General features: G+C 66.4%; 11 protein-coding genes. 6 read left to right on the plus strand and 5 right to left on the minus strand.

Going from position 1 to position 13,710, the window contains the following annotated elements:
* Positions 1 to 328: 328 nt before the first annotated feature.
* Together katG and L6D89_RS14285 are read left to right on the plus strand one after the other, a co-directional pair.
* On the plus strand, positions 329 to 2,521 hold the full coding sequence (katG, locus tag L6D89_RS14280; RefSeq protein WP_236200183.1) for a catalase/peroxidase HPI: 2,193 nt from the start codon (positions 329 to 331) through the stop codon (positions 2,519 to 2,521).
* Positions 2,522 to 2,834: 313 nt separating this feature from the next.
* A complete protein-coding gene (locus L6D89_RS14285) occupies positions 2,835 to 3,923 on the plus strand; it encodes a glycerophosphodiester phosphodiesterase (RefSeq protein WP_236200184.1) in 1,089 nt (362 codons plus the stop codon).
* A 242-nt stretch (positions 3,924 to 4,165) separates the two neighbouring features.
* On the opposite strand, the gene L6D89_RS14290 is transcribed toward L6D89_RS14285, so the two are convergent.
* Positions 4,166 to 5,977 carry a response regulator gene (locus L6D89_RS14290; RefSeq protein ID WP_236200185.1) on the minus strand — a complete coding sequence of 604 codons (1,812 nt, stop codon included), beginning with the start codon at positions 5,975 to 5,977 and terminating at the stop codon, positions 4,166 to 4,168.
* Positions 5,978 to 6,163: 186 nt separating this feature from the next.
* Between L6D89_RS14290 and L6D89_RS14295 the strand changes: the two genes are divergently transcribed.
* The 3 genes from L6D89_RS14295 to L6D89_RS14305 all read left to right on the plus strand — a co-directional run bounded on the left by L6D89_RS14295 (position 6,164) and on the right by L6D89_RS14305 (position 10,473).
* Positions 6,164 to 9,238, plus strand: a complete 3,075-nt coding sequence (locus L6D89_RS14295) for an autotransporter family protein (protein WP_236200186.1) — start codon at positions 6,164 to 6,166, stop codon at positions 9,236 to 9,238.
* A 91-nt stretch (positions 9,239 to 9,329) separates the two neighbouring features.
* On the plus strand, positions 9,330 to 10,016 hold the full coding sequence (gene aqpZ, locus L6D89_RS14300) for an aquaporin Z (RefSeq protein WP_236200187.1): 687 nt from the start codon (positions 9,330 to 9,332) through the stop codon (positions 10,014 to 10,016).
* Positions 10,017 to 10,071: 55 nt separating this feature from the next.
* A complete protein-coding gene (locus L6D89_RS14305; RefSeq protein ID WP_236200188.1) occupies positions 10,072 to 10,473 on the plus strand; it encodes a YjjA family protein in 402 nt (133 codons plus the stop codon).
* Between the two features lie 71 nt (positions 10,474 to 10,544).
* Here the strand turns inward: L6D89_RS14305 and L6D89_RS14310 are convergent, their stop codons facing one another.
* From L6D89_RS14310 to L6D89_RS14325, 4 genes are all read right to left on the minus strand, one after another.
* Positions 10,545 to 10,991, minus strand: coding sequence for a GNAT family N-acetyltransferase (locus L6D89_RS14310; protein ID WP_236200189.1), 447 nt, complete (start codon positions 10,989 to 10,991; stop codon positions 10,545 to 10,547).
* Positions 10,992 to 11,024: 33 nt separating this feature from the next.
* Positions 11,025 to 11,528, minus strand: a complete 504-nt coding sequence (locus L6D89_RS14315) for a GNAT family N-acetyltransferase (RefSeq protein ID WP_236173422.1) — start codon at positions 11,526 to 11,528, stop codon at positions 11,025 to 11,027.
* A 50-nt stretch (positions 11,529 to 11,578) separates the two neighbouring features.
* Positions 11,579 to 11,836, minus strand: a complete 258-nt coding sequence (locus L6D89_RS14320; RefSeq protein ID WP_236173421.1) for a YjhX family toxin — start codon at positions 11,834 to 11,836, stop codon at positions 11,579 to 11,581.
* 260 nt (positions 11,837 to 12,096) lie between these two features.
* On the minus strand, positions 12,097 to 12,723 hold the full coding sequence (locus L6D89_RS14325) for a class I SAM-dependent methyltransferase (RefSeq protein ID WP_236200190.1): 627 nt from the start codon (positions 12,721 to 12,723) through the stop codon (positions 12,097 to 12,099).
* A gap of 266 nt (positions 12,724 to 12,989) precedes the next feature.
* Between L6D89_RS14325 and L6D89_RS14330 the strand changes: the two genes are divergently transcribed.
* Entirely contained in the window at positions 12,990 to 13,709 is a 720-nt protein-coding gene (locus L6D89_RS14330) for a 2OG-Fe(II) oxygenase (protein WP_236200191.1), read from the plus strand.
* Position 13,710 lies beyond the last annotated feature (1 nt).

Below are 13,710 nucleotides of genomic sequence, written 5' to 3' on the forward strand. Positions count from 1 at the left end.
TGACGTAGCGGTCCGGCCAGCGAGGGCCGGACAGCAATCGTTCAGCCAATGGGCGAGGCTCTTCGTAGGAGCGAGCTTGCTCGCGAACCGCCCAATACCGGATCAACTCGGCGTGAAGCGGGTTCGCGAGCAAGCTCGCTCCTACAGCACCGATGACCACCGCGTGCGTTGCCGTCTCCCGGGATGAGGCTTTGCGCCATCTCCCATCGATAGCCTTTTACCGCTCGAGCCAATCAATAACTGCAATAGCAGCCTTCCCCAGTTGATCTATCTTCTGATGGGTTGTGCGAATACGAGGCGCCGCACAGGCGTCCACAAGGAGCCTGCAATGAGTGAAGAAAAGAAAGGTAGCTGCCCCTTCCACCAGACCGCCGGTGGTGGCACATCGAACCGTGACTGGTGGCCGAACCAGCTGAGGCTGGACCTGCTGCACCAGCATTCTTCCAAGTCCAACCCCATGGGCGAGGACTTCAACTACGCCGAGGCCTTCAAGACCCTTGACCTGGAAGCGGTGAAGGCCGACTTGCGCGCCGTGATGACCGACTCCCAGGACTGGTGGCCGGCCGACTTCGGCCACTACGGCCCGCTGTTCATCCGCATGGCCTGGCACGCCGCCGGCACCTACCGCATCGGCGATGGCCGTGGCGGCGCTGGCCGTGGCCAGCAGCGCTTCGCCCCGCTCAACAGCTGGCCGGACAACGTCAGCCTGGACAAGGCGCGCCGGCTGATCTGGCCGATCAAGCAGAAATACGGCGCCAAGCTGTCCTGGGCCGACCTGATCGTCCTCACCGGCAACGTCGCCCTGGAATCCATGGGCTTCAAGACCTTCGGCTTCGCCGGCGGCCGCGAGGATGTCTGGGAACCGGACATGGATGTCTACTGGGGCGAGGAAACCACCTGGCTGGGCGGCGACAAGCGCTACACCGGCGAGCGCGACCTGGAGAACCCCCTGGCCGCCGTGCAGATGGGCCTGATCTACGTGAACCCGGAAGGCCCCAACGGCAACCCCGACCCGGTGGCCGCCGCCCGTGATATCCGCGAAACCTTCGCCCGCATGGCCATGGACGACGAGGAAACCGTCGCCCTGATCGCCGGCGGCCACACCTTCGGCAAGACCCACGGCGCGGGCCCGGCGGATAACGTCGGGGTCGACCCGGAAGCCGGCGGCCTGGAAGACCAGGGCCTGGGCTGGGTCAGCAAGTTCGGCACGGGCTCCGGTGGCGATGCCATCACCAGCGGCCTGGAAGTCACCTGGACGTCTACGCCGACGCGCTGGAGCAACAACTTCTTCTGGAACCTGTTCGGCTACGAATGGGAGCTGACCAAGAGCCCGGCCGGCGCCCACCAGTGGCAGCCGAAGAATGGCGCGGGCGCCGGCAGCATTCCCGATGCCCATGACAAGTCCAAGCGCCGTGCGCCGTCGATGCTCACCACGGATATCTCGCTGCGTGTCGACCCGGCCTACGAGAAGATCGCCCGGCGCTTCTACGAAGACCCGGACGCCTTCGCCGACGCCTTCGCCCGTGCCTGGTTCAAGCTGACCCACCGCGACATGGGCCCGCTGGCACGTTACCTGGGGCCGGAGGTGCCGAAAGAAGAGTTGATCTGGCAGGACCCGATCCCGGCGGTCAACCACCCGCTGGTGGACGAGCAGGACATCGCCGCACTCAAGGCCAAGGTGCTGGCCTCGGGGCTGTCGGTCGCCGAACTGGTTTCCACCGCCTGGGCCTCGGCTTCCACCTTCCGTGGTTCGGACAAGCGTGGCGGCGCCAACGGTGCGCGCATTCGCCTGGCGCCGCAGAAGGACTGGCCGGTGAACCAGCCAGAGCAATTGGCCAGGGTCCTCGGCGTGCTGGGTGAAATCCAGTCCGAGTTCAACGCCGCCGCCGCCGGCGGCAAGAAGATTTCCCTCGCCGACCTGATCGTCCTGGCAGGTGATGCCGGCGTCGAAGAGGCCGCGCGCAAGGGCGGCCACAAGGTCAGCGTACCGTTCGCGCCGGGCCGCATGGACGCCAGCCAGGAACAGACCGACGTGCACTCGGTGGGCATGCTGGAGCCGGTGGCCGATGGCTTCCGCAACTTCCAGAAGTCGAAGTTCTCGGTGCCGGCCGAAGCGCTGCTGATCGACAAGGCGCAACTGCTGACCCTTAGCGCGCCGGAGGTCACCGCGCTGATCGGCGGTCTGCGCGTGCTGGGCGCCAACAGCGGCGGCTCGCAGAACGGCGTGTTCACCGCGCGTCCCGGCACCCTGAGCAACGATTTCTTCGTCAACCTGCTGGACATGGGCACCGTGTGGAAGCCGACCTCGGCGGACAACGAACAGTTCGAAGGCCGTGACCGCAAGACCGGCGAAGCGAAGTGGACCGGCAGCCGCATCGACCTGCTACTGGGTTCAAACTCTCAGTTGCGGGCGTTGTCGGAGGTCTATGGTTGCTCGGACGGCGAGCGCAAGTTCGTCGCTGACTTTGTCAAGGCCTGGACCAAGGTGATGAACCTCGACCGCTTCGACCTGCCGCGCTGACGGCAATCCTGTAGAAGCGAGCTTGCTCGCGAACCAGGCTCATCTGCCATGCGCTTCGCGAGCAAGCTCGCTCCTACGAAAAGCCCGCTGACAAGCGATTGTCAGCGGGTTTTTTCATGCTGGGGCATCCAGACGGAATTGCGCGGAGCGGGCAGGGTCCTATTCTCCAGGTTTCCGTTCTTGCAGGAGCTGCTCTCAGGGGAGGCCATGTTCCTGTGCTGTTGCCGCTTTACTTCGCGCCTGGATGCACGAGCGTCACGCTCACGCGCCAGACTGGTCCGCTTAGCCGTTATCGACCGAAGGGGTTTCGCCTATGCGCCGCCGCATCATCGCTGTACTGGGCAGTTTCACCCTGGCTTGCGCCAGCCTTGCCGCCAGCGCCGAGGAGTCGCCTGGCCGCGCTCTGAGCGAGGCCGCCGGCGTTCCCTGGCCGACGGTGATCGCCCACCGCGGTGCTTCCCACGATGCCCCGGAGGAAACCGCGCCGGCCTATCTCGCTGCCCGTGACCTGGGCGCGGACTACCTGGAAGCGGACCTGCAGCGCACCAAGGATGGTGTGCTGGTGGCCGTGCACGATGACACCCTGGAGCGGACCACCGATGTCGCCAAGGTCTTCCCCGGCCGCGAAAAGGCACCGGTGAGCCAGTTCACCCTGGCGGAGCTCAAGCGCCTGGATGCCGGCAGCTGGTTCAATGCCACCTATCCCGAGCGCGCCCGCTCCAAGTACGCGGGTGTGCGCATCCTCACCCTCGATGAGCTGATCGACATTGCCGAAGGCGGTGGTGAAACGCCCGGTCTCTACCTGGAGACCAAGGCCCCGGGGCAGTTTCCCGGTATCGAGGAAGACCTGCGCAAGGTCCTGGAAAATCGTGGCTGGCTGAACGCCGACGGCGAGCCTCAGGGCCGGATTGTGCTGCAGACCTTCGAGAAGAGCAGCCTGGAGCTGTTGCACAAGAGCCTGCCGAAAGTGCCCAAGGTCCTGCTGCTGTGGGTCGGCGATGGCTATATGGCAGCGAAGAAAGCGACGTCCTTTGCGCAGTCCGGCGAGAAGATCAAGGCGGACTTCTATGCCGGGCAGGAAGTGAAGTCCAGGGAGGAACTCTTTGCCTGGCTCGACTGGGCCAAGGCCCACGGCGCGCTGGGCAGTGGCCCTTCGGCAACCTTGAGCGCCCGTGGCGACCAGAGCTACATGGACCTGGTGCAACCGTGGATGAACCAGGCGGCCCATGAGCGCGGCCTGTTCGTGCATGCCTACACCGTCGATGACGCCGTGGACTTCGACAAGTTGAGCAAGGCGGGGGTGGACGGCTTCTTCACCAACCGCACCGACCAGTTGCTGCGCTTCCTTGGCCGCCCGCCAAGCCAGGGCGTGGACGAGGTGCTGAAGTCTGTGGGCTACTGAGCCCGCTATCTCGGGCGTCGTGAGAGAGCTCCCGCCGCCTGATCGGCCATCTGTAGGAGCGAGCTTGCTCGCGAACCGCACGGCACCGGCGCTATGCGTGGCTCCTGTTCGCGAGCAAGCTCGCTCCTGCAACGAACAGGTCGGCGCGATGGGGAGCGCCAGACTCGTAGGGTGGGTGGAGCGCAGCGATACCCACGCTGCCAGCAAGGAGGCTGATGGGTATCGCTGCGCTCCACGCCATCCTACAAGGGCGGATCGCTAGCGCGGGGCATCGATGCAGACAATGGCCGGGCCAGCGGCAGGGACAGGTGCAGGCTCACCGTGGTGCCTTCGCCCGGTGGGCTGGCAAGGACCAGTTCGCCGTGCAGCAGATCGACCAGGCGCCGGGCGACGATCAGCCCGACGGGCGCGTCCTGGAGCATCTGCCGTGCAGCATCGGCGGCCAGTTCCTCCAGCGAATAGACTGTCAACGGGTCAGGGCTGTTGCCGAGCAACGGGGCGGCGTTGAGACGGATCGCCAGCAACGACGCCTCGAGCTGCCCGTGCAGGCTGATGCGCAGGGTGCCGGCGGAGTTTTCACGGATCAGATACGCCAGCAGGTAGTCGAGGATTTTCCGCAGTAGCTGCGGATCGCCCAGCAGCGTCTGGCCCAGCTCGGCGGCGATCTGCAGGTCCACGGCCAGCTTCCTGGCCTGGAGCGCCGACGCGGCGGACTCGATGGCCTCGCGAAGCAGCTGGTCCAGCCTGAGTGGCAGCGCCTGCGCCTGTTCCTCGCCGTTCTCCAGCCGGGCGCTCTGGCGCAGGTCGGCGGTGAGCTTGAGCAGGTTGCGGCTGGTGCCGTCGATCCACTCCAGCGCCTCGCGGTCGGCAGGGGCCAGGCTGGCGCGCTGCAGGACCATTTCCAGCAGGCCGTGCATGGCGCCCAGGGGCAGGCTGAATTCATTGCTCGCGCGCAGCAGGAAGTTGAGTTTCTGCTGGTTGCTCAACTGCGCCTGCAACCTGTCCGCTTCGATGGCGCGCAGACGGTCCTGGCGGCCGGTGATGTCGGCGCTGCCGCAGATCATCCCGAGCAGCCGGCCCGCAGCGTCGCGGTAGGGTTTGCCCCAGTGGTGGAGCACGCGGCGCTGGCCGTGGATGCGCAGCTCGATGTCGCGGGCGAAGGCCTGTTCGGCGGCAACCGCCTGCAGGAAATACTGATGCAGCAGCTCGGCCTGGGCCGGTGCATACCAGTCCACGTCCATGGCGCGAGTGCCCAGCACATCGCCCAGCTCCACCTCATACAGGTGCAGGAAGGCCCGGTTGGCGTGCACCAGGCGGCCGCTGGTATCGCGCACGTAGAGCGCGTCGGGCAGGCTGTCGACCAGGCTGCGCAGCATCACCAGCTCGTCGCTGGCCGGTGCGGCCGGGACGGGGGCCGCCTGGGGCGCGGCGACCAGCGCGTTGCGCCGGGCGAAATCGATCAGCTCGGCCAGGCTGTGCAGGTTGAGCTTGTGCTGCAGGCGAGTGCGATAGGTGCTGACGGTCTTTTCGCTGAGGGTCAGCTCGTGGGCGATCTGGTGGTTGTTGCGCCCGCTGGCGAGGAAATACAGCACCGACAGCTCGCGGTTGGACAAGCTGGCAACCCGCTCGTGTTCGCCACTGCGCACTTCCTGGAGGTTGACCGTGCCCAGCAGGTGCATGGGGAAGTAGCTGCGCCCGCGCAGCAGCATGCTGACCGCCAGGCTCAGCTCGCGCAGGTCGTCGTGCTTGCTGACAAAGCCGGATGCGCCGCTCTGCAGGAAGCGCCCGACGATGTGCTCCGAGTCCTGTGCACTGAAAGCCAGCACCGGCAGGTTGACGCCACGCGCCCTGAGCCGGGCCATCACGTCCAGGCCGTTGAGGCGCGACAGGTCGATATCCAGGATCAGCAGGTCGGCGGGCTGCTCCAGGCCCAGGCGCAGGGCATCCACGCCATCCTCCGCCTCGCCGGCGATGCGGTGGCCTTCACTTTCCAGCAACACGCGCACGGCATGGCGGGTGACCGGATGTCCATCAGCGATCAGCACCTGCCCCATGACAACTCCTCAGTCGGATACTCGATCAACGCTAGGCCATTTCGCGTAGTCCTGCAGGATTTGTGTAGGAAGTTTCCTACTTAACGCTAAATGCTTTCCCATCTTCAGGCAGCCTTGTGCCGAGAAGAATTGCCCCCGGAGACCGGCTCCGAAGCCGGCCAGACATGGACTCTGGAGGGCAACCAGATGAATACCCGGACGATTTCTTTGGTGGGCCGACACGCGCCGCCATTCCTTCCCACACTGCTGGCTGTGATCATCACTTCGCTGACGGCCCTGCCGTCGCTGGCCGAGGATTTCGATACCCCGCAGTCGTTTTCCCCGTGGGACAACAACACCAGCGAACTGGACGATGCGCACGTCGATGTGCAGGCCAACCAGTCGGCGATCACCGTCAACGACATGGAATTCACCATGGACGGCGGCTGGGTCCACAACACCGGTAGCGGCGGTGGCCTGCTGTTCAACCTGTGGAGCGGCAAGCAGGACGAGATCGACCACGTCGAGGTCGACAGCGCCGGCAGCTTCGGCCTGCAGACCAATGGCGGCAAGGTGCACATCGTCGAATCGCAGATTCGTAGCCACGGCGACAATGATCCGGGGCTGGATGCCCAGAGTGGCGGCCAGGTCGAGCTGGTCGATGGCAGCGTGACTACCGATGGCGACAACTCCGCCGCCGTCCGCGCGCACAACAACGGCGGCGCGCAGATCAGTGGCAGCACACTGGCCACCCAGGGCGAGCACAGCGCCGGCGTGCTGCTGGACAACAACGGTACGCTGCTACTGGACAGTTCGCAGGTGACCACTGTCGGTGACGACAGCACCGCCATCCAGGCCAGCAACGGCGCTTCGCTGCAGGTCAGCGGCGCTACCCTCGAGACCTCCGGGCAGGGTAGCCATGGCGTGCATGTGTCCAGCAATGGCGCGGACAACACGCTGGCCGACTCCAGCATCACTACCCACGGTGCGGCCAGCATCGGCGTGATGGTCAACAACGCCAGCGGCTCGGCGAAGGTGCAGCACAGCCGGATCGTGACCGAAGGCGAGGGCAGCCACGGGCTCTACACCCGCCAGGGCACCCATATCGAACTCACCCAGGGCAGCCAGGTGCAAACCCATGGCGCCAATGCCGATGGTGCCTGGACGGCCGAGGGTGGCAGCATCGATATCACCGGCAGCCGCCTGGAAAGCAGCGGAGTCGGCTCGGCAGCCGTGCACGCTGCAGCGTCCGGCAGCATCAGGGTGGATGCCAGCCAACTGTCCAGCACTGGCAGCGACGGGGCGGGAGTGCATCTGGACAATGGCGGGACGATCACCGCCAGCAACAGCCAGATCGACTCGCGCAGCGGTTCGGCGATCCTTTTCAGCGCGGGTGCACAGCAAGGCGGCGGCGACGCTCACCTGCAGCTGAGTGCCAGCCGCGTCACCAGCGATGCGGCAGTGGTGACGGCGCAGACGGGCAGCTCGGGCAGCTTCAACGCCACGGGCAGCCAACTGCAGGCCGGCAATGGCGTGGGATACGCCATTGCCGCCGGCGCCAGGCTGCAATCCAGCCTGAGCGATTCCAGCCTGGATGTCGGCGACGCCGGCCTGCTGGCGGATGTCGCCGGCAACGGTTCGCTGCAACTGACCAGTGAGGGCAGCGACCTGCACGGCGATACCCGCCTGCAGGACGGGGCCCAGGGAGTGCTGGACATGACGCTGCACAACGCCCACTGGCAGCTGAACGGCGACTCCAGCCTGAGCCGCCTGGACCTGGACGGTTCGCGGGTTTCCTTTGGCGCCAACGGATATCACACGCTGTCCATGACCGGCGACCTCACCGGCGCCGGTACTTTCGACATGAACACCGACCTGTCCAGCCTGCAGACCGACCTGATCCTGGTCGGCGGGCAGGCCTATGGCGATCACACGCTGGTCGTCGCCGACAGTGGCAAGGAGGCCGGTGGCGATCAGCTTCGGGTAGTCGGCACGCAGGGCAGCCCGGGCGCTTTCAGCCTCTACGGCGAGCACGTGGACGCCGGTGCCTATCGCTACACCCTCGAACAGCAGGGCAACGACTGGTACCTGGTCGCCAGCGGCAAGAATGTGGTCGACCCGGGCGACCCGACCGATCCGGAGGACCCCGACCAGCCCTCCACGGGGACCGGTGACGGCGGCGACCCCGGGACGACCACACCCGATCCGGGCGACGGCGGCTCGGGGGGCGATGAAGGCGGCAATCAAGGCGGCTCCGACGGTGACAACCCTGGTGGCTCCGACGGCGGTAACCCCGGCGGCGACCAGGGCGGCAGCGACGGTGGCAACCCCGGTTCCCCGGGCGATGGCAGTACCAGCCAGCCCGACATCATCTCCAAGGGCTCCAACGTCGCCCTGGGCATGCAGAGTGCTGCGGCGAACCTGTACTACGCGGAACTCGGGACCCTGGTGCAACGCCTTGGCGAGCTGCGCCTCGGCCAGGACCAGGGCGGTGTCTGGGTGCGGGGCCTCGGCAAGCGCATGCACATGGGGGAAAACTACGGTCGCGCGTTTGAACAGAACCTCGACGGCATCGAGATCGGCGCCGACAAGGCTGTCCAGCTCGACGGCGCGCGGCTCTACCTGGGGGCCATGGTCGGTGCCAGCGAGTCGCGCATCCGCTTTACCGAGAACAGCCGCGGGCATATCGACAGCACCAGTGTCGGCGTCTATGCCACCTACCTGCGCGACGATGGCTGGTACCTGGACAACGTCATCAAGTACAACCGCATGGACGGCGACGTGAAGGTGCCGACCAACCTCGGTCAGCCGGTGAAGGGTGACTACAAGGCCAACGCCTATGGCGTCAGCGTCGAGGGAGGCAAGCGCATCGACCTGCAGGACCAATGGTTCGTCGAGCCCCAGGTGCAGCTCAGTGCCAGCCACTTCGAAGGGCCACGCTACACCAGCAGCGATGGCCTCAAGGTGCGCGCCAGTGATAGCGATTCCCTGCAGGGGCGGATCGGCCTGCGTGGCGGCAAGGAAATCCAGCTGGATCGCGATATGCGCCTGCAGACCTACGCCACCGCGTCCTACATCGATGAGCTGGCGGGCAACACCCACGTACGGGTCAACGGCGAGAAGCTCAACAACGAACTGCCCGGCTCGCGCGGTGAGCTGGGGGCCGGCGCGGCATTGCAGCTCAGCCGCCAGCAGAAGGTATCGCTGGAGCTGGACTACGCCAAGGGCGACCACCTCGAGCAGCCCTGGGCCGTGACCCTCGGCTACCGCTACCTCTGGTAGCCCGGCGACGGGGAGGGTGCTGGCACCCTCCCGCGTGGCCCATCCCCCGTTATTGCCAAGGGAACCGGTACCCGGTTCCACGGAGACAATCATGTACAGGAAACTTGCCGCCGAATTCATCGGCACCTTCTGGCTGGTACTCGGCGGTTGCGGCAGCGCTGTGCTCGCCGCCAACTTCGGCGCACACGGCATCGGCCTGCTCGGCGTAGCCCTGGCGTTCGGTCTGAGCGTCGTCACCATGGCCTATGCCATCGGCCCGATCTCCGGCTGCCACCTCAACCCGGCGGTGAGCCTGGGCCTGATGTTCGGTGGCCGCTTCCCGGCGGCCGATGTGCTGCCCTACGTCCTCGCCCAGGTCGCCGGCGGCCTGCTGGCTGGCGCTGTGCTCTACCTGATCGCCAGCGGCGCGGCGGGCTTCGACGCGGCTGGCGGTTTCGCCGCCAACGGCTACAGTGAGCACTCGCCCGGAGGCTACAGCCTGGGCGCGGTACTGCTCTGCGAATCGATCATGAGCGCCGTGTTTCTCTTCGTGATCATGGGCGCCACCGACCGCGATGCCCCGGCCGGCTTCGCGCCGCTGGCGATCGGCCTGACCCTGGCGCTGATCCACCTGATCAGCATTCCGGTCAGCAATACCTCGGTGAACCCGGCGCGCAGCCTGGCGGTGGCGGTCTACGCGGCGCCCTGGGCGCTGCAGCAGCTCTGGGCGTTCTGGCTGGCTCCGCTGGTCGGTGGCAGCGTGGGGGCGCTGGTCTACCGGGCGATACGCGGCCGCTGATGTCTACACTCGCAGTGGCGCCCCGCAACGCATCGAACGCAACCAGGAGATCGTCATGAATGCCCGCACACTGATTCCTACCGTTCTCGCCGCCGCCCTGTTGCCCTGGTCGCTGGCCCAGGCCGCGTCCCTCGGCGACGTCGCCGGCAGCCTTGGTGGTCTCGGCAACCTCTCGTCGGTGTCCTCCAGCAGCAGTAGCAACGTCGCCGGCCTGCTGGAGTACTGCGCGAAGAACAACTACCTGAATGCCGACGCCGCGACCCAGGTGAAGGACAAGCTGCTGGGCAAGCTGCCCGGCAACACCACCACCAGCGACAGCGGCTACAAGGACGGCGCCAAGGGCATCCTCACCGGCAGCGACGGCAAGAGCCTCGACCTGTCCGGCAGCGGCATCAAGGAGAAGGTGACCAGGCAGGTCTGCGACAAGGTCCTCAGCCAGGGCAAGTCGCTGCTCTGAGCCGTGCCGCGGCCTGAACGGAATCCAGCGCGGACGGCGTCCGCGCTGGATTTCCCTGGCGTTGCGGCCTGCTACGCCGAGCGCCTTTTCTCATAACGCACATCCCGCTCATCCACGCGTTCGGCGAACTGCCAGCCATGGCGGCGGTAGAAGGCGTTGGCACGAATTCCCTCGCCACCATCGGTCACCAGCCAGATGCTCGCGTGCTCGCGGAACAACTGCTCCTCGGCGGCCGCCAGCAACAGGCGGCCGATGCCCAGGCCCTCGTATTGCGGGCGCACGAACAGGGCGAAGAGTTCGCCCGCCGCGTTGTCCACCATGGCGAAGCCAGCGGCGATACCGTCGATTTCGCTGATCCAGGCGCACGGCGCGGCTTCGATCGCCTCGACCAGTGCGGCCGGTGTGATGCCCAGCTCGGTCAGTTGTTCGCGGCTGAGGTGGTTCTCCCGCACGCTGGTGCGGATGTCGAAAAGCGTGTCGATGTCGGCGACGTTGGCGCGACGAATTACGGGGCTCATGCGGATTCCCTCCATGCGTTGCCGTTTGCGCTTTCAGGACGCGGAAAAGGCCGGGTGGTAGGCGACCTGGCCGCTGGCCGCGGAGCCGCCCAAAGGCAGCGCCATGAAGAATTCCGGCGGTACCCCCTGGTAGCGTATCGACGGGTCCACGGCAAAGCCGAAGCGCTGGTAGTAACGCGGGTCGCCGAGCACTACGCAGCCTTGGGCTCCCAGAGCCTTCAACTGTTCCAGGCCGGCACGGATCAGTGCGCTGCCGATGCCCTGGGCGTGCAGGTCCGGACGCACGGAAACCGGGCCGAGGCCATACCAGCCAAGGTCCGCGCCATCCAGGGTGATCGGCGAGAAGGCCACATGGCCGAGCACTTCGCCGTTGCGCTGGGCGACCAGCGAAATGCTCAGCGCCCCGGCTTCGCGCAAGGCATCGACGATGTCGCTCTCGCGACCGTCGCTGTGTTCGGCCACGGCGAAGGCTGCCGCGGTCACCTGGCGGATGCCGGCCGCGTCTTCGGGCCGTTCGTTGCGGATATCTGTAGGCATGTTGCAATTCCTTTTTGTGCAGCCGGGCCGCCAGGCAGCCCGGCTGGCAGTCAGCGGTTATCCAGTTGCGGGCGCACGGCGCCCAGTCCGGTGGCGTTGATGCGATAGGGCAGGCCGCCGCGCGAGACGATCAGCCGCTTGTTCTTGAGCTTCCTGAAGACAGCCAGGGTGCAGTCAGCCAGTACATGCCCGTCGCGGGTATAGCACTCGACGAAGATGACGCGCCCGGAGTCGTCGCGCTGGAAGGAAATATGGCCGCCCTTGGCGAGGACGTGCAGGGTCCGTTGTTCCGGTCTGGAAATGTTCACGGTGGAAACCTGTAGGCAGTAGGTGCGTAGAAACCGCAGACACGACGTCGTGTCCGCCAGCGTTTATGCGCGTCGATAACCGTCCCGCCTTGTGGCAAGGCGCAGGAGGGTTATCGGATTACTGCTATCTCCAACATGAAACCTGTCTCAACGGATCAGCTGATGCCCGGAAGTGGGCCGCGTGATTCTAGGCTTTCAGCGATGCCGGGTTCAACCCGGCAGGCGACCGCACCCCGGCAGGGGCGGCCAGGCTCAGGCGGCTAGATCCGCCGCCACACGCTCGCCAGCCAGGGCTGCTGCTCCCGCGGCAGGCCGGCGGGGCGGTAGTAGTGTTCGAGCTCGCCAAAGCCTGCGTCTTCCAGCAGCCGCGTCCAGTTCTCCAGGTCGTGGTAGGAGCCGTAGCGGCCGCCGTTCCAGCCTTCCTGGTTTTCCCCGCGCGGGTTGGAGCTGAACAGCACACCAGCGGGTTTCAGCGTCCCATGCAACTGGCGCAATACACGCGGCAGTTCGCTGCGCGGGATGTGGAACAGGCTGGCATTGGCATAGATGCCGTCGAAGCGTTCGGCAGGCAGGTCGAGGGCGAGGAAGTCCTGCTGCCAGACTTCACAACCGCTCGCCGCGCGCGCCATGGCGACAAAGTCGGCGCAGCCGTCCAGGCCGACCGGCGCATGCCCCATACCTTTCAGCGCACACAGGTCGCGCCCCGGCCCGCAGCCGAAGTCGAGCACGGCAAAGGGCGCTTCGCCGCGGATATGCCGCAACAGCGCGGCGATGTTCTGGCTGACATCGTGGTCCCAGGTGCCTTCGCGAAACGCTTCGGCGCGCTCCTGGTAGTGCTGCAAGGTGACGCGGCTGATGTCGCGCAGGATCGGGTCTTCGGTGTTCATGGCGGTGATCGGTCAGGACGAGATATCTGATTCTACAGCGGCAATGCGCCGTAGGAGCGGACTCTGTCCGCGAACGATTCATCGCCGCGCCGGTCACCCGGGAGTACGGCCAGCCCATCGCGGACGGAGTCCGCTGCTACACCAATACGGATGCAAAGGCGCCCGGATTGACCGCCTCCTGCGCAGGCAATTTGAAAGTCGGCCTCGGAGCGCGGTGCATTCAGGCGCGGCCCTAGACTGAGGCATTGCCTTCACGGACCGCCGACATGCCCAACCGTAGTAGCCTCACCGAGCAACTGGCCAGCCTCGACTGGTCGACGCTCACCGCCCGGCTCGACGCCGATGGGCACGCGCTGATCCCCGGCCTGCTGGACCGCGCACAGTGCGAAATGCTCCGCGCGCTCTATGAGCAGGACGCGCCGTTTCGCAGCCGCGTGGTGATGGCCCGGCATAACTTCGGCCTGGGCGAGTACCGCTACTTCGCCTATCCCTTGCCGGCGCTGTTGCAGTCGCTGCGCGAAGCCTTCTATCCGCCACTGCGCGCCATCGCCAACTCCTGGCACGAACGCATGGGTACCGGCATCCATTACCCACCGGAGCATGCCGACTACCTCGCTCAATGCCATGCCGCCGGGCAGCGGCGGCCGACTCCCTTGTTGCTGCGCTACCGCGCCGGTGACTACAACTGCCTGCACCAGGACCTTTACGGGGAACTGGCGTTCCCGCTGCAGGTGGCCATCCTGCTGTCCCGTCCGAGCGGGGAGTTCGAAGGCGGCGAGTTGGTCCTCACCGAGCAGCGCCCGCGCATGCAATCGCGGGCGTCCGTGGTGCCGCTGCAGCAGGGCGACGCCGTGCTGTTCGCTGTGGCCCAGCGGCCGGTACGCGGCGCGCGCGGTTATCACCGGGTCAGCCTGCGCCATGGCGTCAGCCGCCTGCATACCGGCGAGCGCTTCACCCTCGGGCTGATCTTCCACGATGCGCTGTGAG

The sequence above is a fragment of the Pseudomonas pseudonitroreducens genome (assembly GCF_021603645.1).
Classification (GTDB): domain Bacteria; phylum Pseudomonadota; class Gammaproteobacteria; order Pseudomonadales; family Pseudomonadaceae; genus Pseudomonas; species Pseudomonas pseudonitroreducens.

Coding starts and splice junctions, on each gene's coding strand:
- katG (WP_236200183.1), top strand. CDS start 329: ATGAGTGAAGAAAAGAAAGGTAGCTGCCCCTTCCACCAGACCGCCGGT.
- L6D89_RS14285 (WP_236200184.1), top strand. CDS start 2,835: ATGCGCCGCCGCATCATCGCTGTACTGGGCAGTTTCACCCTGGCTTGC.
- L6D89_RS14290 (WP_236200185.1), bottom strand. CDS start 5,977: ATGGGGCAGGTGCTGATCGCTGATGGACATCCGGTCACCCGCCATGCC.
- L6D89_RS14295 (WP_236200186.1), top strand. CDS start 6,164: ATGAATACCCGGACGATTTCTTTGGTGGGCCGACACGCGCCGCCATTC.
- aqpZ (WP_236200187.1), top strand. CDS start 9,330: ATGTACAGGAAACTTGCCGCCGAATTCATCGGCACCTTCTGGCTGGTA.
- L6D89_RS14305 (WP_236200188.1), top strand. CDS start 10,072: ATGAATGCCCGCACACTGATTCCTACCGTTCTCGCCGCCGCCCTGTTG.
- L6D89_RS14310 (WP_236200189.1), bottom strand. CDS start 10,991: ATGAGCCCCGTAATTCGTCGCGCCAACGTCGCCGACATCGACACGCTT.
- L6D89_RS14315 (WP_236173422.1), bottom strand. CDS start 11,528: ATGCCTACAGATATCCGCAACGAACGGCCCGAAGACGCGGCCGGCATC.
- L6D89_RS14325 (WP_236200190.1), bottom strand. CDS start 12,723: ATGAACACCGAAGACCCGATCCTGCGCGACATCAGCCGCGTCACCTTG.
- L6D89_RS14330 (WP_236200191.1), top strand. CDS start 12,990: ATGCCCAACCGTAGTAGCCTCACCGAGCAACTGGCCAGCCTCGACTGG.